The following is a 14,673-nucleotide window of genomic DNA, read 5'->3' as shown; positions in this document are numbered from 1 at the left end:
CGCACAGTGACAAGAGCAACGTATCCATGAAAATTATGATCCTCGGCGCCGGCCAGGTGGGCGGCACACTCGCCGAAAACCTAGTGGGCGAAAACAATGACATCACCGTGGTTGATAGCGACCCCTCACGCTTACGCGTGCTGCAGGATAAGTTTGACCTGCGCGTTGTGCAGGGCCATGGTTCGCACCCGCGCGTGTTGCGTGAAGCTGGCGCCGAAGATGCGGATATGCTGGTGGCAGTCACCAGCTCTGACGAAACCAACATGATTGCCTGTAAGATTGCTTACTCGCTGTTTAACACGCCAAATCGCATTGCCCGTATCCGCGCCGCCGATTATCTGCGCGATGCGGAAAAACTGTTTGTGCCGGAAGCAGTGCCCATCGACCATTTGATCTCGCCCGAACAGCTGGTGATCGACAACATCTATCGGCTGATTCAGTACCCTGGCGCGTTGCAGGTGGTGAATTTTGCCGAGGGCAAAGTCAGCTTGGCAGTGGTCAAAGCCTATTACGGCGGACCGCTGGTGGGCAATCCGCTGTCGATCCTGCGTGAGCACATGCCGCATATCGATACCCGCGTGGCCGCCATTTTCCGTCAGGATCGCCCGATCCGCCCGCAGGGATCGACGATCGTCGAAGCTGGCGATGAAGTGTTTTTTATTGCCGCCAGTCAGCATATTCGTGCGGTGATGAGCGAGATGCAGCGCCTGGAAAAGCCCTATGAACGCATTATGCTGGTCGGCAGCGGTAATATCGGCTTTGGCCTGGCGCAGCGGCTGGAGAAGCAGTACAGCGTTAAGCTGATTGAACGTAATCAGCAGCGCGCGGCTGAACTGGCAGAGCATCTGCAGGACACCATCGTGTTCTATGGCGATGCCTCGGATCAGGAACTGCTGGCAGAAGAGCATGTCGATCAGGTCGATCTGTTTATCGCCGTCACCAACGACGATGAAGCCAATATCATGTCAGCGATGCTGGCCAAAAAGATGGGCGCGAAAAAGGTGATGGTGCTGATCCAGCGTCGCGCCTATGTCGATCTGGTGCAGGGCAGCGTGATCGACATTGCTATTTCTCCGCAGCAGGCCACTATTTCTGCGCTGCTTGGCCACGTGCGCAAAGCCGATATTGTCGGCGTCTCTTCACTGCGCCGCGGTATTGCGGAAGCCATCGAAGCCATCGCCCACGGTGATGAAACCACTTCGCGCGTGGTCGGACGCCTGATTGAAGATATTAAACTGCCGCCGGGCACAATTATCGGCGCGGTGGTACGTGGTGATGACGTGATCATCGCTAATGATAATGTGCGCATTGAGCAAGGTGACCATGTGATCATGTTCCTCACCGACAAAAAGTTTGTGCCGGACGTTGAGCGTCTGTTCCAACCGAGCCCGTTCTTCCTGTAATGGGTTGTGATTGGGCTGAAGTGATAGTGGTGTTTAATCCATTGTTATAATGGCAATTACACGAAGGTTTGTTAGACTTTAGCCATTGGCCAATCGCAAGGAGATAACAATGAGTTTATTCAAAGAGTTTCGTGATTTTGCGATGCGCGGCAACGTGGTGGACTTGGCGGTCGGTGTGATCATCGGTGCTGCGTTCGGTAAGATCGTATAGTCACTGGTTGCGAACATCATTATGCCACTGCTCGGTTTACTGATTGGCGGCGTCGACTTTAAGCAGTTTAAATGGGTGCTCAAGCCAGCAGAGGGCGATATCCCAGCGGTGGTGATGGAATACGGTAACTTTATTCAGACGGTATTTGACTTCATCATCGTGGCGTTTGCTATCTTCATTGCCATCAAAGTAATGAATAAACTGTATAAAAAGAAAGAAGTGGAAAAACCAGCGCCAAAACCGACCAATGAAGAAGTGCTGCTGACTGAGATTCGCGACCTGCTTAAGCAACAAAATAATAAAGTGTGATGAATAAAAGCCGCCAGTTTCAGGCGGCTTTTTTGTCACTAAAGCAGAAGGCCAGAGGTAAACAATGTTGCTTACCGCTGGCCTCCTGATTCGCTCCCTTCGCGTGTTTATCTTTACGCCGGTAGCTGCCTTTCCCCTTCTGATTGCGCTCAACACGCTGGCGATATGAAGTGTTCAACTAAAACTGGCCACCGCTTTAGAGTTTTTCCAGTATCGGTTTTCCGATTCGTTTGGGGGTAACCCACCGTTATAGTCATGCGGCCTTAGCGAGCTGTAATATCCGACGATATAGTCTGTGATCGCATGTGCAGCTTCGCTAAAGTTTATATAACCTGTCACTGGCACCCACTCGTTTTTCAGACTTCTGAAGAAGCGTTCCATCGGGCTGTTGTCCCAACAGTTTCCACGTCGGATCATACTCTGCCTGATCCGGCAACGCCACAGTAACTGCCTGCTTGTATAGTGGCTACCCTGGTCACTGTGGAACATCGCTCCGGCTGGTTTACCGCGAGTTTCCCACGCCATTTCCTGCGCTTTGATGGTCAGCCTGCTGTCCGGTGAGAATGACATTGCCCAGCCTACCGGTTTCCTTGCCAACAGATCGAGAACAACAGCGAGGTAAGCCCAACGCCTGCCTGTCCAGATGTACGTCACATCGCCGCACCACACCTGATTAGGCTCTGTCACTGCGAACTGTCGCTCAAGGCGATTCGGGATAACGATGTGTTCATGACCACCACGTTTATACCGGTGGGTAGCCTTTTTTAATATGTCGTTTTCCATTTCAATACGTTGTAGCTTTTTCTTCAGCTCGCGTATTTCAATCTGTTCCGGGGTTATAGGGGAGGCTTTAGGTATTTTGCCCTGTCGTTCATCCCGCAACTGTTTTCCCCATCGCGTCATGGTAGAAAGACCCACATCCATAGCATTGGCCGCAGCTGCAACGGTGTAGTTCTGATCAAGGACCAGTTGAGCGGCTTCGCGTTTAAACTCTGCGCTGAAATTTCTTTTTTTCATTATGGCACCTGTGTTGTTCTGAGGTGAGCAGATCACCTCTGTTCAGGTGGCCAAATTTAGTGTGCCACTTCAATACAGCGGATCGTGTAACAGGGCTTCCAGGGCGTTATCGTTAATTTTGCCTTTCGATGCTGATAGTGACTCATATCTTCCCCCGGTTAGTGATGGCGCAACTATAGTCCCTGCGCGCCAGAATTCAATCCTTGCTACAACAAATTTCAGAATGCGGATCTTCACCGGTTTCCAGTGCCTCGAGGATCGAACAACAGGCGCTACTGTGCCGGTCGCCACAACAGGTTTCCGCCAGCCGTTGCAATGAGCGCTGAATGGTTTGCAGTTCGCCAATCATACTGTTCACCTCATCCAGCCGTTTCGCCACGATCGCTTTTGACTCTTCACAGATGTGATACTCTGGATCGATGCGGATCGACAGCAGGTCGCGGATCGATTCTAGGCTAAAACCGAGCTGCCGGCCGTAACGGATAAAACGCAGGCGCTGCAGATCGCTATCGCTGTACAGGCGGAAGCCGCCCTCGGTGCGTACCTCATGATCCATCATCTGCTGCTTTTCATAAAAGCGGATGGTGTCCGGCGTAACGTCCGCCAGTTTTGCCAGCTGGCCAATGCGATACATACTATTTCTCCTGCTGTAGCCGCTGACCGATCGCCGGGCGGTATTCGCCACGCAGAAAATCGGTGCTCATGCCAGCCTGCTGCAGTTTCATCTCCAGCAGCGTCAGGCGTTTGGCCAGTTCGCGCGCCTCGCTGTCATCAGGATCGAGTTCGCGAAGCAGATCGCTGAGTGCCAGCGCGTCGCGGCGCATCTCCAGTTCTGGAGGGAGATAGCCGGCGTTTTTCAGTAGTCGCCAGGCACTGCGCAATTCCACCGGCACACCACTGTCATCGTCCAGCGTAAGCGGCGCCCCCTCACCAAGCAGATTGCTCAGCTCGCCCTTTTCCTGAGCGGCGCGGATGTGTTGCTCAGCCAGCTGATCGATAAGCCACATAGAAACCTCCTGCAGGCATGTCTGCCAACAGCATAGCGAATGGAGGGGAAATGGGAAGGAATGACAGGCAATAAAAAACCCGCCGAAGCGGGTTTTTTACGTTACTGCAAATTACTCTGCAGCAGCTTCTGCTTGAGCTTCTGAACGATCAACCAGCTCGATGTATGCCATCGGAGCGTTGTCACCAGCACGGAAGCCACACTTCAGAATGCGAGTGTAACCACCGGCACGGCTCGCGAAACGCGGGCCCAGCTCGTTAAACAGTTTTGCCACGATCTCGTTATCACGAGTACGGGCGAATGCCAGACGACGATTAGCTACGCTGTCGGTCTTGGCAAGAGTAATCAGCGGCTCAACTACGCGACGCAGCTCTTTGGCTTTCGGCAGAGTCGTCTTAATGATCTCATGACGAACCAGAGAACCAGCCATGTTGCGGAACATAGCCTGACGATGGCTGCTGTTGCGGTTCAGTTGACGACCACTCTTACGATGGCGCATGACCTTATCCTTCTCAGTGAAACCTTAACCTGCGATCCGGTTATTCATCAGCAATGCTTGCCGGTGGCCAGTTTTCCAGGCGCATGCCCAGAGACAGACCACGTGATGCGAGCACGTCTTTAATCTCGGTAAGAGATTTTTTACCTAGGTTAGGCGTTTTAAGCAGCTCAACCTCGGTACGCTGTACCAGATCACCGATGTAGTGGATAGCTTCTGCCTTAAGGCAGTTAGCAGAGCGGACAGTCAATTCCAGATCGTCAACAGGGCGCAGCAGGATCGGATCGAATTCTGGTTTCTCTTCTTTGACTTCCGGCTGACGTACATCACGTAAGTCAACGAAAGCTTCCAGTTGTTCTGCCAGGATGGTCGACGCACGACGAATCGCCTCTTCAGGATCGATTGTGCCGTTGGTTTCCATTTCGATGACCAGCTTGTCCAGGTCGGTGCGCTGTTCTACACGCGCTGCTTCAACATTGTAGGCGATACGGTCTACAGGGCTGTAGCAAGCGTCAACCAACAGACGGCCGATTGGGCGCTCATCTTCTTCCGAATGAATTCGGGCAGAAGCCGGCACATAACCACGACCACGCTGAACTTTGATACGCATGCTAATAGACGCGTTTTCATCGGTCAGATGGCAGATCACATGCTGCGGCTTGACGATTTCGACATCACCGTCGTGGGTAATGTCGCCTGCAGTCACAGGGCCAATGCCAGATTGATTCAGAGTGAGGATGACTTCATCTTTACCCTGAACTCTTAACGCCAGCCCTTTCAGATTGAGCAGGATTTCCAGGATATCTTCCTGTACGCCCTCTTTGGTGGAGTACTCGTGCAGCACGCCATCAATCTCAACCTCGGTCACCGCGCAACCCGGCATGGAAGAAAGCAGAATACGGCGCAGTGCGTTACCAAGAGTATGTCCAAAGCCACGCTCTAACGGCTCAAGGGTCACCTTGGCGTGCGTCGAACTCACTTGCTCGATATCTACCAGGCGCGGTTTTAGAAACTCTGTCACAGAACCCTGCATTGTGTCCTCTCTTTGGTACTAAGCTTTACTTAGAGTAAAGCTCGACGATCAGGTGTTCGTTAATGTCCGCAGACAGATCGGTACGCTCAGGAATACGCTTGAAAACACCTTCCATCTTAGTCGCATCAACTTCCAGCCAAGTTGGCTTTTCACGCTGCTCAGCCAGCTCCAGAGCGGCCTTCACGCGAGATTGCTTTTTGGCTTTCTCACGGATGCTTACGACATCATTCGGAGATACCTGATAAGAAGCGATGTTAACAACGCGACCATTTACCATTACAGATTTGTGGCTAACCAGCTGACGTGCTTCTGCACGAGTGGCACCAAAGCCCATACGGTAAACTACGTTATCCAGACGACCTTCCAGCAGAGCTAACAGGTTTTCACCGGTGTTGCCTTTCAGACGCGCTGCTTCTTTATAGTAGTTACGGAACTGACGCTCCAGCACGCCGTAGATACGACGAACTTTTTGCTTTTCACGTAACTGGCCGCCGTAATCAGACAGACGCGGTTTACGCGCACCATGCTGACCAGGGGCTTGTTCAATTTTGCACTTGGAATCAATCGCGCGAACGCCAGACTTAAGGAATAAGTCGGTGCCCTCACGACGGCTCAGCTTGAGCTTAGGACCCAAATATCTTGCCATTTTCTTTCTCCAACTAACCTAAAAAACGGAACGTTAAACGCGACGTTTTTTCGGCGGACGACAACCGTTGTGAGGGATCGGAGTCACATCAGTAATATTAGTGATGCGGAAACCAGCGGCGTTCAGAGCACGAATAGTAGATTCGCGGCCTGGACCCGGACCCTTAACCATAACTTCCAGGTTCTTAATACCGTAATCTTTCACGGCTTCTGCACAGCGCTCTGCAGCGACCTGAGCAGCAAACGGAGTAGATTTACGTGAACCGCGGAAACCGGAACCACCGGCGGTTGCCCAACCCAGTGCGTTACCCTGACGATCAGTAATAGTAACGATGGTGTTGTTAAAAGACGCATGGACATGAGCCACGCCATCTGAGACTTGTTTTCTTACACGCTTACGTGCACGAACTGGTGCCTTTGCCATTATTTACTCACCCCGATTATTTCTTGATCGGTTTACGCGGACCCTTACGGGTACGTGCGTTGGTCTTAGTACGCTGACCGCGCACCGGCAGACCACGACGATGGCGTAAACCACGGTAGCAACCAAGGTCCATCAGACGCTTGATGCTCAGGGTGATTTTACGGCGCAGATCACCTTCAACAACGAATTTACCAACTGCTTCACGCAGCTGATCAATTTGTTCTTCAGACAGCTCACTGATCTTAACATTTTCAGCGATGCCCGTTTCAGCACAGATGGCTTTAGAACGGGTTTTGCCGATACCGAAGATCGAAGTTAATGCGATAACGGTATGTTTTTGATCAGAAATGTTAATGCCTGCTATACGGGCCACTATGCACTCCTAAATAAATGCGTACCATGCTGAAAAGCCCGTTTTCAGGATACTCAAATGGAAACGCATCGACATACAAAAGATTGGCTGGCTAATCTAGCCAGCTCAACCCGACTTTGCAAGAAAAACATGTGACTTAATCAGCCCTGGCGCTGTTTATGCTTAGGCTCGGAGCTGCAGATCACACGTACGACACCGTCGCGACGAATGATTTTGCAGTTACGACATAATTTCTTGACGGAAGCACGAACTTTCATTTTTACTCTCCGTAACTTCTCAAGCTACTGAATTAACGGCCATAGCCTTTCAGGTTAGCTTTTTTCAATGCAGACTCGTACTGACTGGACATCATCAGAGTTTGCACTTGAGCCATAAAGTCCATGATGACAACCACTACAATCAGCAGCGAGGTGCCGCCAAAGTAGAAGGGAACCTTCATGGCATCACGCATGAACTCCGGGATCAGGCAGATAAAAGTAATATACAGTGCGCCGATTAAGGTCAGACGTGTCATTACTTTATCGATGTACTTCGCCGTTTGCTCTCCCGGACGAATTCCCGGTACGAATGCACCAGACTTCTTCAGGTTATCTGCTGTTTCACGCGGGTTGAAAACCAACGCCGTGTAGAAGAAACAGAAGAAGATGATTGCAGTCGCATAGAGTAGCACATAAAGCGGCTGTCCTAGCTGCAAATACAGCGAAATTGTTGTCAGCCAGTTCCAACCGGTACCGCCCCCGAACCAGAATGCTATCGTCGCCGGGAACAGGATAATGCTGGAAGCAAAGATGGCTGGGATTACGCCCGCCATGTTCACTTTCAACGGTAAATGTGTGCTCTGTGCAGCATATACACGACGACCTTGCTGACGTTTAGCGTAGTTGACCACAATGCGGCGCTGGCCACGCTCAACGAAAATAACAAAAAACGTCACTGCAAATACAAGAACTGCAACCAACAGCAACAGAAGGAAGTGCAGGTCGCCTTGCCGCGCTTGCTCGATGGTATGGCCAATGGCCGGCGGTAAACCCGCAACAATACCCGCGAAGATAATGATCGAAATACCGTTACCGATACCTCGTTCAGTAATCTGTTCGCCTAGCCACATCAGGAACATGGTTCCGGTAACCAGACTTACAACAGCGGTAAAGTAGAAAGCAAAGTCTGGATTTAATACCAGGCCCTGCATTCCAGGCATATTCGGCAGACCGGTAGCAATACCGATCGACTGGAATATAGCCAGAACCAGGGTGCCGTAGCGAGTGTACTGGCTGATCTTACGACGACCAGCTTCACCCTCTTTCTTAATCTCGGCCAACGCGGGATGAACCACCGTCAGCAGCTGGATAATAATAGAGGCCGAAATATACGGCATAATACCCAGCGCGAAGATTGAGGCACGACTGAGAGCACCACCAGAGAACATGTTAAACATTTCAATGATGGTGCCACGCTGTTGCTCAAGCAGTTTGACAAGTACAGTGGCATCGATACCGGGGATTGGAATAAAAGAGCCAATACGGAAGACAATCAGTGCACCGATTACAAACAACAGTCTGCGCTTCAGTTCACCAAAGCCACCTTTGGCACTTTGAAAATCTAATCCCGGTTGCTTTGCCATCTGCTACTTATTCCTCGATTTTACCGCCAGCAGCTTCGATTGCAGCATGAGCACCTTTGGTGACACGCAGACCACGAATCGTAACAGGTGCAGATACTTCACCAGACAGGATCACTTTCGCGAACTCAATCTGTACACCGATGATGTTAGCTGCTTTCAGCGTGTTCAGGTCGACGATACCGCCTTCCACTTTCGCCAGATCAGACAGACGCACTTCTGCAGTCACGAATGATTTGCGCGAGGTGAAGCCGAACTTCGGCAGACGACGGTACAGAGGCATCTGACCACCCTCGAAACCACGACGTACGCCACCGTCAGAACGAGACTTCTGACCTTTGTGACCACGACCGCCGGTTTTACCGAGGCCAGAACCGATACCACGGCCCAGACGCTTGGAAGCGTGTTTAGACCCTTCGGCCGGAGACAGAGTGTTTAAACGCATCTCTTACTCCTCCACTTTCAGCATGTAAGAAATCGAGTTGATCATACCGCGTACAGCTGGCGTGTCTTCACGCTCAACAGTGTGACCAATACGACGCAGACCCAGACCAACCAGAGTGGCTTTGTGCTTAGGCAGGCGGCCGATTGAGCTACGGGTTTGTGTAATTTTGATTGTCTTAGCCATCGTGATTACCCCAGAATTTCTTCAACAGATTTACCACGCTTGGCAGCAACCATATCTGGAGACTTCATATTGCCCAGGCCGTCGATAGTTGCACGAACCACGTTGATCGGGTTGGTGGAACCATAGGCTTTAGCCAGAACGTTATGAACTCCAGCGACTTCCAGAACGGCGCGCATTGCACCGCCGGCGATGATACCGGTACCTTCAGAAGCCGGCTGCATGAACACACGAGACCCCGTGTGCGCACCTTTAACCGGGTGCTGCAGGGTGCCGTGAGTCAGCGCGACATTAACCATATTGCGACGAGCTTTTTCCATCGCTTTCTGGATCGCTGCTGGAACTTCACGCGCTTTACCGTAACCAAAACCAACGCGGCCGTTACCATCACCCACTACAGTCAGAGCGGTGAAGGAGAAAATACGACCACCTTTCACAGTTTTAGAGACACGGTTTACCGCGATCAGTTTTTCCTGCAGGTCGCCAGCTTGTTTCTCGATGTGTGCCATCTTAGACCTCTACCTTAGAACTGAAGGCCAGCTTCACGAGCAGCATCTGCAAATGCCTGGACGCGACCATGATATTGGAAACCGGAACGGTCGAAAGAAACATCTTTGATGCCTTTTTCGATAGCGCGCTCAGCCAGAGCTTTACCTACAGCTGCAGCGGCGTCTTTGTTACCGGTATACTTTAGTTGTTCAGCGATAGCTTTTTCTACAGTAGAAGCAGCAACCAGAACTTCGGAACCGTTCGGGGCGATTACCTGTGCGTAAATGTGACGCGGGGTACGATGTACCACCAAGCGAGTAGCACCCAGCTCTTTGAGCTTGCGTCGTGCACGGGTCGCACGACGGATACGAGCAGATTTCTTATCCATAGTGTTAGCTTATTTCTTCTTAGCCTCTTTGGTACGCACGACTTCGTCGGCGTAACGAACACCCTTGCCTTTGTAAGGCTCAGGACGACGGTAGGCGCGCAGATCAGCTGCAACCTGACCAATCAGCTGTTTATCAGCGCCTTTCAGCACGATCTCAGTCTGAGTTGGGCATTCAGCAGTGATGCCGGCCGGCAGTGCATGGTCAACCGGGTGAGAGAAGCCCAGGGCCAGACTCACAAAGTTGCCTTTAAGAGCTGCACGATAACCAACACCAACCAGCTGCAGCTTCTTGGTAAAGCCTTCGGTAACACCGATAACCATGCCGTTCAGCAGCGCACGGGCAGTACCTGCCTGTGCCCAACCATCCGCATAACCTTCGCGTGGAGCGAAAGTCAGGGCGTTGTCTGCATGCTTAACTTCTACAGCACTGTTGATAGTACGAGTCAGCTCGCCGTTTTTGCCTTTGATCGAAACTTCCTGACCGTTGAGTTTTACCTCTACGCCGGCAGGAACAACGACAGGTGCTTTTGCAACACGAGACATTTTATCCTCCGATTACGCTACGTAGCAGATAATTTCGCCACCAAGACCAGCCTGGCGCGCTGCACGATCAGTCATGACACCTTTAGAGGTAGAAATTACAGCAATGCCCAGACCGGCCATAACTTTTGGCAGCTCATCTTTTTTCTTATAGATACGCAGACCTGGACGGCTAACACGCTGAATGCTTTCTACAACAGCTTTACCCTGGAAGTACTTAAGAGTCAGTTCCAGTTCCGGCTTGATGTCGCCTTCGATTTTAAAATCTTGAATATAGCCTTCTTCCTTCAGCACGCTGGCAATTGCCACTTTCAGCTTGGAGGAAGGCATAGAGACCGCAACTTTGTTCGCGGCCTGACCGTTACGGATACGGGTCAGCATATCCGCGATCGGATCTTGCATGCTCATCTGTGTTACTCCCGTGATTCAAATGGTGACAATTACCAGCTAGCCTTTTTCAGACCCGGGATTTCACCGCGCATTGCGGCTTCACGGACCTTGATACGGCTCAACCCAAACTTCCGCAGGAAACCGTGCGGACGACCTGTCTGACGGCAGCGGTTACGCTGACGTGAAGGGCTGGAATCACGCGGCAGACTCTGCAGCTTGAGAACGGCGTTCCAACGGTCTTCGTCGGATGCGTTCACATCAGAAATGATCGCTTTCAGTTCAGCGCGTTTTGCGAAGAACTTGTCTGCTAATTTCACACGCTTAACTTCGCGTGCTTTCATAGATTGCTTAGCCATTAAGTAACCCTACCTTACTTGCGGAACGGGAAGTCAAAGGCAGCCAGCAGAGCACGGCCTTCATCATCAGATTTCGCAGTAGTGGTAATGGTGATATCCAAACCACGAACGCGATCGACTTTGTCGTAGTCGATTTCTGGGAAGATGATCTGCTCACGAACGCCCATGCTGTAGTTACCACGACCGTCGAAAGACTTCGCGGACAGACCACGGAAGTCACGGATACGCGGTACAGCAATAGTGATCAGACGCTCAAAGAACTCCCACATGCGCTCGCCACGCAGAGTTACTTTACAGCCGATCGGATAGCCCTGACGGATTTTGAAGCCTGCAACTGATTTGCGTGCTTTGGTGATCAGCGGTTTTTGACCGGATATTGCTGCTAGGTCAGCTGCTGCGTTATCCAGCAGTTTCTTGTCAGCGATCGCGTCACCAACACCCATGTTCAGGGTGATCTTCTCGACCCGAGGGACTTGCATGACAGAATTGTAGCCAAACTCTGTCATGAGTTTCTGGACTACTTCGTCTTTGTAGTAATCATGCAGTTTCGCCATCGAACTACTCCAAATTACTTGATAGTTTCGCTGTTAGACTTGAAGAAACGGACTTTTTTACCGTTTTCGAATCTAAAGCCTACACGGTCAGCCTTGCCGGTTGCCGCATTGAAGATTGCAACGTTAGAAACCTGAATAGCAGCTTCTTTTTCAACGATGCCGCCTGGTTGGTTCAGAGCCGGAACCGGCTTCTGGTGTTTCTTAACCAAGTTGATACCTTCAACGATGACCTTACCAGAAGTCAGGACATTCTTTACTTTACCGCGTTTACCTTTGTCTTTACCGGTAAGCACGATAACTTCGTCGTTACGACGGATTTTCGCTGCCATTGTTCGCTCCTTAGAGTACTTCTGGTGCCAGAGAGATAATTTTCATGAACTTTTCAGTACGAAGTTCACGAGTTACCGGCCCAAAAATACGCGTTCCGATAGGCTGCTCGCTGTTATTGTTCAGAATAACGCATGCATTACCATCGAAGCGAATGACAGAACCGTCCGGGCGACGAACACCCTTCTTGGTGCGCACCACTACAGCTTTCAGGACATCACCTTTTTTCACCTTGCCACGCGGAATTGCTTCCTTGATGGTCACTTTGATGATATCGCCGACGCCTGCGTAGCGACGGTGCGAGCCCCCCAGAACCTTGATACATATTACGCGACGTGCACCGGAGTTGTCGGCGACGTTCAGCATAGTCTGTTCTTGGATCATTTTAGTGCTCCGCTAATGTCAACTACTACTTCGGGACCCAAACCTCAGGTCGTTAAAAAGCCCCATAATTGAGGGCGCGGTATTATAACACCGGTTCTCGCAGATGGGTAGAAAAAATGAACGGCTCTATAGAGCCGTTCATTTTGTTTTTAGAGGAAGCGGATTCTATTACAGAATCGCTTTCTCTACAACGCGAACCAGAGTCCAGGACTTAGTCTTGGACAGTGGACGGGTTTCGCGGATTTCAACCACGTCACCAATACCACACTCGTTGTTCTCGTCATGGATGTGCAGCTTAGTCGTACGCTTAATGAATTTACCGTAGATCGGGTGCTTCACGAAACGCTCGATAGCAACAACAGCAGATTTCTGCATTTTGTCACTAACAACACGACCCTGCAGAGTACGGATTTTATCGGTCATTACGCCGCCTTCTCAGTCAGTAAAGTCTTAACGCGTGCAACATCACGGCGAACTTGCTTCAGCAGATGGGTCTGCTGCAGCTGGCCAGATGCTGCCTGCATGCGCAGGTTAAACTGCTCGCGCAGGAGGTTAAGCAGCTCAGTGTACAGCTCTTCAACGCTTTTTTCACGCAGCTCAGTTGCTTTCATTACATCACCGTCTTAGTTACAAAGGTGGTTTTGATAGGCAGTTTTGCTGCTGCCAGCTTGAATGCTTCACGGGCCAGCTCTTCCGGTACACCGTCCATTTCATACAGGACTTTACCAGGCTGGATCAGGGCAACCCAATACTCCACGTTACCCTTACCTTTACCCATACGCACTTCCAGCGGCTTCTCGGTGATTGGTTTGTCCGGGAATACACGGATCCAAATCTTACCTTGACGCTTAACTGCTCGGGTCATAGCACGACGTGCTGCTTCGATCTGACGAGCAGTCAGACGACCACGGCCAATAGCTTTCAGACCGAAAGTACCGAAGCTAACATCCGTACCCTGCGCCAGACCGCGGTTACGGCCTTTGTGCACTTTACGGAATTTCGTACGCTTTGGTTGTAACATCAGCGACTCTCCTTACTTACGGCCTTTACGCTGCTGCTTTTTAGGTTGAGCAGCCGGTTCCGGTTGTTCAACAGCAGCCATACCACCCAGGATCTCACCTTTGAAGATCCATACCTTAACGCCGATTACACCATAAGTGGTGTGCGCTTCAGAGGTGTTGTAGTCAATGTCAGCACGCAGAGTGTGCAGCGGTACACGACCTTCACGGTACCATTCGGTACGTGCGATCTCAGCACCGCCCAGACGGCCGCTAACTTCAACTTTGATACCTTTAGCGCCCAGACGCATTGCGTTCTGTACAGCACGCTTCATCGCACGACGGAACATCACACGACGCTCCAGCTGTGAAGTGATGCTGTCAGCAACCAGTTTTGCGTCCAGTTCCGGTTTACGGACTTCGGCGATATTTATCTGTGCAGGAACGCCAGCGATGTTCGCTACGACCGTGCGCAGTTTTTCAACGTCTTCACCTTTTTTACCGATAACGATAGCCGGGCGAGCGGTGTGAATGGTCACACGGATGCTCTTAGCCGGACGCTCGATAACGATGCGAGATACAGACGCTTTTGCCAGTTCTTTGTTCAGGAACTGACGTACTTTAAAGTCGCTGTCCAGGTTGTCAGCGAATTCTTCGGTGTTCGCAAACCAGGTAGAGTTCCATGGTTTTACAATACCCAAGCGAATACCATTAGGATGTACTTTCTGACCCATTGCTAGTCTCCAGAGTCTCAGCGATCGGACACAACCACAGTAATGTGGCTGGTGCGCTTCAGGATGCAATCTGCACGACCTTTAGCACGCGGCATAATGCGCTTTATGCTAGGGCCTTCATCTACGAAAATTTTCGCAACTTTCAGATCGTCGATATCAGCGCCATCGTTGTGTTCGGCGTTAGCAATGGCAGATTCCAAGACTTTCTTAACCAGTACAGCCGCTTTCTTGTTGGTGTAAGTCAGAATATCCAGAGCCTGCGACACTTTCTTACCGCGAATCAGGTCAGCAACAAGGCGAACCTTCTGAGCAGAAGAACGAGCATGGCGATGTTGAGCAATAGTTTCCATCTC

The 14,673-nt window shown here is 51.1% G+C and carries 27 protein-coding genes and 2 pseudogenes; 2 read left to right on the top strand and 27 right to left on the bottom strand.

Annotated elements, in window-relative coordinates:
* Window positions 1-26 precede the first annotated feature (26 nt).
* Window positions 27-1,403: a Trk system potassium transporter TrkA gene (trkA, locus tag AC6I8M_RS04185; protein WP_010615707.1), complete on the top strand. Its 1,377-nt coding sequence runs from the start codon at window positions 27-29 to the stop codon at window positions 1,401-1,403.
* Window positions 1,404-1,512: 109 nt separating this feature from the next.
* Window positions 1,513-1,923: pseudogene (gene mscL / locus AC6I8M_RS04180) on the top strand (large-conductance mechanosensitive channel protein MscL).
* A 19-nt stretch (window positions 1,924-1,942) separates the two neighbouring features.
* Here mscL and arfA (AC6I8M_RS04175) read toward each other — a convergent pair.
* The 27 genes and pseudogenes from arfA (AC6I8M_RS04175) to rplV all read right to left on the bottom strand — a co-directional run.
* A pseudogene (arfA, locus tag AC6I8M_RS04175) lies at window positions 1,943-2,089 on the bottom strand (alternative ribosome rescue factor ArfA); the annotation flags it as partial.
* Window positions 2,090-2,097: 8 nt separating this feature from the next.
* Entirely contained in the window at window positions 2,098-2,940 is an 843-nt protein-coding gene (locus tag AC6I8M_RS04170; protein WP_022537112.1) for an IS3 family transposase, read from the bottom strand.
* A 69-nt stretch (window positions 2,941-3,009) separates the two neighbouring features.
* A complete protein-coding gene (gene arfA / locus AC6I8M_RS04165; RefSeq protein WP_318285102.1) occupies window positions 3,010-3,177 on the bottom strand; it encodes an alternative ribosome rescue factor ArfA in 168 nt (55 codons plus the stop codon).
* Entirely contained in the window at window positions 3,137-3,574 is a 438-nt protein-coding gene (gene zntR / locus AC6I8M_RS04160) for a Zn(2+)-responsive transcriptional regulator (RefSeq protein WP_498013679.1), read from the bottom strand. Before zntR ends, arfA (AC6I8M_RS04165) begins: the two co-directional genes overlap by 41 nt.
* A gap of 1 nt (window position 3,575) precedes the next feature.
* Window positions 3,576-3,947 (bottom strand): DnaJ family domain-containing protein, encoded by a 372-nt coding sequence (locus tag AC6I8M_RS04155; RefSeq protein ID WP_010618552.1) that lies wholly within the window; start codon window positions 3,945-3,947, stop codon window positions 3,576-3,578.
* Between the two features lie 111 nt (window positions 3,948-4,058).
* On the bottom strand, window positions 4,059-4,445 hold the full coding sequence (rplQ, locus tag AC6I8M_RS04150) for a 50S ribosomal protein L17 (RefSeq protein WP_010618553.1): 387 nt from the start codon (window positions 4,443-4,445) through the stop codon (window positions 4,059-4,061).
* Window positions 4,446-4,485: 40 nt separating this feature from the next.
* On the bottom strand, window positions 4,486-5,475 hold the full coding sequence (locus AC6I8M_RS04145; RefSeq protein WP_010618554.1) for a DNA-directed RNA polymerase subunit alpha: 990 nt from the start codon (window positions 5,473-5,475) through the stop codon (window positions 4,486-4,488).
* A 25-nt stretch (window positions 5,476-5,500) separates the two neighbouring features.
* Complete coding sequence (gene rpsD / locus AC6I8M_RS04140; protein WP_010618555.1) at window positions 5,501-6,121, bottom strand: 30S ribosomal protein S4; 621 nt, start codon at window positions 6,119-6,121, stop codon at window positions 5,501-5,503.
* Between the two features lie 33 nt (window positions 6,122-6,154).
* A complete protein-coding gene (rpsK, locus tag AC6I8M_RS04135) occupies window positions 6,155-6,544 on the bottom strand; it encodes a 30S ribosomal protein S11 (protein ID WP_004160563.1) in 390 nt (129 codons plus the stop codon).
* Between the two features lie 16 nt (window positions 6,545-6,560).
* On the bottom strand, window positions 6,561-6,917 hold the full coding sequence (gene rpsM, locus AC6I8M_RS04130) for a 30S ribosomal protein S13 (RefSeq protein ID WP_010618556.1): 357 nt from the start codon (window positions 6,915-6,917) through the stop codon (window positions 6,561-6,563).
* A gap of 140 nt (window positions 6,918-7,057) precedes the next feature.
* Complete coding sequence (gene rpmJ, locus AC6I8M_RS04125; RefSeq protein WP_071813610.1) at window positions 7,058-7,174, bottom strand: 50S ribosomal protein L36; 117 nt, start codon at window positions 7,172-7,174, stop codon at window positions 7,058-7,060.
* 32 nt (window positions 7,175-7,206) lie between these two features.
* Entirely contained in the window at window positions 7,207-8,538 is a 1,332-nt protein-coding gene (secY, locus tag AC6I8M_RS04120; protein WP_010618557.1) for a preprotein translocase subunit SecY, read from the bottom strand.
* A 7-nt stretch (window positions 8,539-8,545) separates the two neighbouring features.
* Window positions 8,546-8,980, bottom strand: coding sequence for a 50S ribosomal protein L15 (rplO, locus tag AC6I8M_RS04115; protein WP_010618558.1), 435 nt, complete (start codon window positions 8,978-8,980; stop codon window positions 8,546-8,548).
* Between the two features lie 3 nt (window positions 8,981-8,983).
* Window positions 8,984-9,163, bottom strand: coding sequence for a 50S ribosomal protein L30 (rpmD, locus tag AC6I8M_RS04110; RefSeq protein ID WP_010618559.1), 180 nt, complete (start codon window positions 9,161-9,163; stop codon window positions 8,984-8,986).
* A 5-nt stretch (window positions 9,164-9,168) separates the two neighbouring features.
* Entirely contained in the window at window positions 9,169-9,669 is a 501-nt protein-coding gene (gene rpsE / locus AC6I8M_RS04105; RefSeq protein ID WP_010618560.1) for a 30S ribosomal protein S5, read from the bottom strand.
* A gap of 14 nt (window positions 9,670-9,683) precedes the next feature.
* Entirely contained in the window at window positions 9,684-10,037 is a 354-nt protein-coding gene (gene rplR, locus AC6I8M_RS04100; protein ID WP_010618561.1) for a 50S ribosomal protein L18, read from the bottom strand.
* Window positions 10,038-10,046: 9 nt separating this feature from the next.
* Complete coding sequence (gene rplF, locus AC6I8M_RS04095) at window positions 10,047-10,580, bottom strand: 50S ribosomal protein L6 (protein WP_010618562.1); 534 nt, start codon at window positions 10,578-10,580, stop codon at window positions 10,047-10,049.
* Between the two features lie 12 nt (window positions 10,581-10,592).
* Window positions 10,593-10,985, bottom strand: a complete 393-nt coding sequence (gene rpsH, locus AC6I8M_RS04090) for a 30S ribosomal protein S8 (RefSeq protein WP_010618563.1) — start codon at window positions 10,983-10,985, stop codon at window positions 10,593-10,595.
* Between the two features lie 32 nt (window positions 10,986-11,017).
* Window positions 11,018-11,323 (bottom strand): 30S ribosomal protein S14, encoded by a 306-nt coding sequence (gene rpsN / locus AC6I8M_RS04085; RefSeq protein ID WP_010618564.1) that lies wholly within the window; start codon window positions 11,321-11,323, stop codon window positions 11,018-11,020.
* A 14-nt stretch (window positions 11,324-11,337) separates the two neighbouring features.
* Window positions 11,338-11,877: a 50S ribosomal protein L5 gene (gene rplE / locus AC6I8M_RS04080; RefSeq protein ID WP_010618565.1), complete on the bottom strand. Its 540-nt coding sequence runs from the start codon at window positions 11,875-11,877 to the stop codon at window positions 11,338-11,340.
* Window positions 11,878-11,891: 14 nt separating this feature from the next.
* Entirely contained in the window at window positions 11,892-12,206 is a 315-nt protein-coding gene (rplX, locus tag AC6I8M_RS04075) for a 50S ribosomal protein L24 (RefSeq protein WP_010618566.1), read from the bottom strand.
* A gap of 10 nt (window positions 12,207-12,216) precedes the next feature.
* Entirely contained in the window at window positions 12,217-12,588 is a 372-nt protein-coding gene (gene rplN / locus AC6I8M_RS04070; protein ID WP_010618567.1) for a 50S ribosomal protein L14, read from the bottom strand.
* Window positions 12,589-12,756: 168 nt separating this feature from the next.
* Entirely contained in the window at window positions 12,757-13,011 is a 255-nt protein-coding gene (gene rpsQ, locus AC6I8M_RS04065; RefSeq protein WP_010618568.1) for a 30S ribosomal protein S17, read from the bottom strand.
* Window positions 13,011-13,199 carry a 50S ribosomal protein L29 gene (gene rpmC / locus AC6I8M_RS04060; protein ID WP_010618569.1) on the bottom strand — a complete coding sequence of 63 codons (189 nt, stop codon included), beginning with the start codon at window positions 13,197-13,199 and terminating at the stop codon, window positions 13,011-13,013. The genes rpsQ and rpmC overlap by 1 nt, the downstream gene beginning before the upstream one ends.
* A complete protein-coding gene (gene rplP / locus AC6I8M_RS04055) occupies window positions 13,199-13,609 on the bottom strand; it encodes a 50S ribosomal protein L16 (protein ID WP_010618570.1) in 411 nt (136 codons plus the stop codon). Before rplP ends, rpmC begins: the two co-directional genes overlap by 1 nt.
* Before the next feature lie 12 nt (window positions 13,610-13,621).
* Window positions 13,622-14,320: a 30S ribosomal protein S3 gene (gene rpsC / locus AC6I8M_RS04050; RefSeq protein WP_010618571.1), complete on the bottom strand. Its 699-nt coding sequence runs from the start codon at window positions 14,318-14,320 to the stop codon at window positions 13,622-13,624.
* Between the two features lie 17 nt (window positions 14,321-14,337).
* Window positions 14,338-14,670 (bottom strand): 50S ribosomal protein L22, encoded by a 333-nt coding sequence (gene rplV / locus AC6I8M_RS04045; protein WP_010618572.1) that lies wholly within the window; start codon window positions 14,668-14,670, stop codon window positions 14,338-14,340.
* Between the last annotated feature and the right edge of the window lie 3 nt (window positions 14,671-14,673).

It is taken from the genome of Type-A symbiont of Plautia stali, assembly GCF_059731155.1.
Note: the sequence above shows the minus strand (reverse complement) of the source record. Positions and strands in the feature narration are given on the sequence as shown.

Coding starts and splice junctions, on each gene's coding strand:
- rplF (WP_010618562.1), bottom strand. CDS start 10,580: ATGTCTCGTGTTGCAAAAGCACCTGTCGTTGTTCCTGCCGGCGTAGAG.
- rplP (WP_010618570.1), bottom strand. CDS start 13,609: ATGTTACAACCAAAGCGTACGAAATTCCGTAAAGTGCACAAAGGCCGT.
- rplO (WP_010618558.1), bottom strand. CDS start 8,980: ATGCGTTTAAACACTCTGTCTCCGGCCGAAGGGTCTAAACACGCTTCC.
- rplV (WP_010618572.1), bottom strand. CDS start 14,670: ATGGAAACTATTGCTCAACATCGCCATGCTCGTTCTTCTGCTCAGAAG.
- rplX (WP_010618566.1), bottom strand. CDS start 12,206: ATGGCAGCGAAAATCCGTCGTAACGACGAAGTTATCGTGCTTACCGGT.
- rpsC (WP_010618571.1), bottom strand. CDS start 14,320: ATGGGTCAGAAAGTACATCCTAATGGTATTCGCTTGGGTATTGTAAAA.
- AC6I8M_RS04170 (WP_022537112.1), bottom strand. CDS start 2,940: ATGAAAAAAAGAAATTTCAGCGCAGAGTTTAAACGCGAAGCCGCTCAA.
- trkA (WP_010615707.1), top strand. CDS start 27: ATGAAAATTATGATCCTCGGCGCCGGCCAGGTGGGCGGCACACTCGCC.
- AC6I8M_RS04155 (WP_010618552.1), bottom strand. CDS start 3,947: ATGTGGCTTATCGATCAGCTGGCTGAGCAACACATCCGCGCCGCTCAG.
- rpsD (WP_010618555.1), bottom strand. CDS start 6,121: ATGGCAAGATATTTGGGTCCTAAGCTCAAGCTGAGCCGTCGTGAGGGC.
- rpsK (WP_004160563.1), bottom strand. CDS start 6,544: ATGGCAAAGGCACCAGTTCGTGCACGTAAGCGTGTAAGAAAACAAGTC.
- rplN (WP_010618567.1), bottom strand. CDS start 12,588: ATGATCCAAGAACAGACTATGCTGAACGTCGCCGACAACTCCGGTGCA.
- zntR (WP_498013679.1), bottom strand. CDS start 3,574: ATGTATCGCATTGGCCAGCTGGCAAAACTGGCGGACGTTACGCCGGAC.
- rpmD (WP_010618559.1), bottom strand. CDS start 9,163: ATGGCTAAGACAATCAAAATTACACAAACCCGTAGCTCAATCGGCCGC.
- rplE (WP_010618565.1), bottom strand. CDS start 11,877: ATGGCGAAACTGCATGATTACTACAAAGACGAAGTAGTCCAGAAACTC.
- rplR (WP_010618561.1), bottom strand. CDS start 10,037: ATGGATAAGAAATCTGCTCGTATCCGTCGTGCGACCCGTGCACGACGC.
- rpsN (WP_010618564.1), bottom strand. CDS start 11,323: ATGGCTAAGCAATCTATGAAAGCACGCGAAGTTAAGCGTGTGAAATTA.
- rpsH (WP_010618563.1), bottom strand. CDS start 10,985: ATGAGCATGCAAGATCCGATCGCGGATATGCTGACCCGTATCCGTAAC.
- rpmC (WP_010618569.1), bottom strand. CDS start 13,199: ATGAAAGCAACTGAGCTGCGTGAAAAAAGCGTTGAAGAGCTGTACACT.
- AC6I8M_RS04145 (WP_010618554.1), bottom strand. CDS start 5,475: ATGCAGGGTTCTGTGACAGAGTTTCTAAAACCGCGCCTGGTAGATATC.
- rpmJ (WP_071813610.1), bottom strand. CDS start 7,174: ATGAAAGTTCGTGCTTCCGTCAAGAAATTATGTCGTAACTGCAAAATC.
- rpsE (WP_010618560.1), bottom strand. CDS start 9,669: ATGGCACACATCGAGAAACAAGCTGGCGACCTGCAGGAAAAACTGATC.
- secY (WP_010618557.1), bottom strand. CDS start 8,538: ATGGCAAAGCAACCGGGATTAGATTTTCAAAGTGCCAAAGGTGGCTTT.
- rpsQ (WP_010618568.1), bottom strand. CDS start 13,011: ATGACCGATAAAATCCGTACTCTGCAGGGTCGTGTTGTTAGTGACAAA.
- rplQ (WP_010618553.1), bottom strand. CDS start 4,445: ATGCGCCATCGTAAGAGTGGTCGTCAACTGAACCGCAACAGCAGCCAT.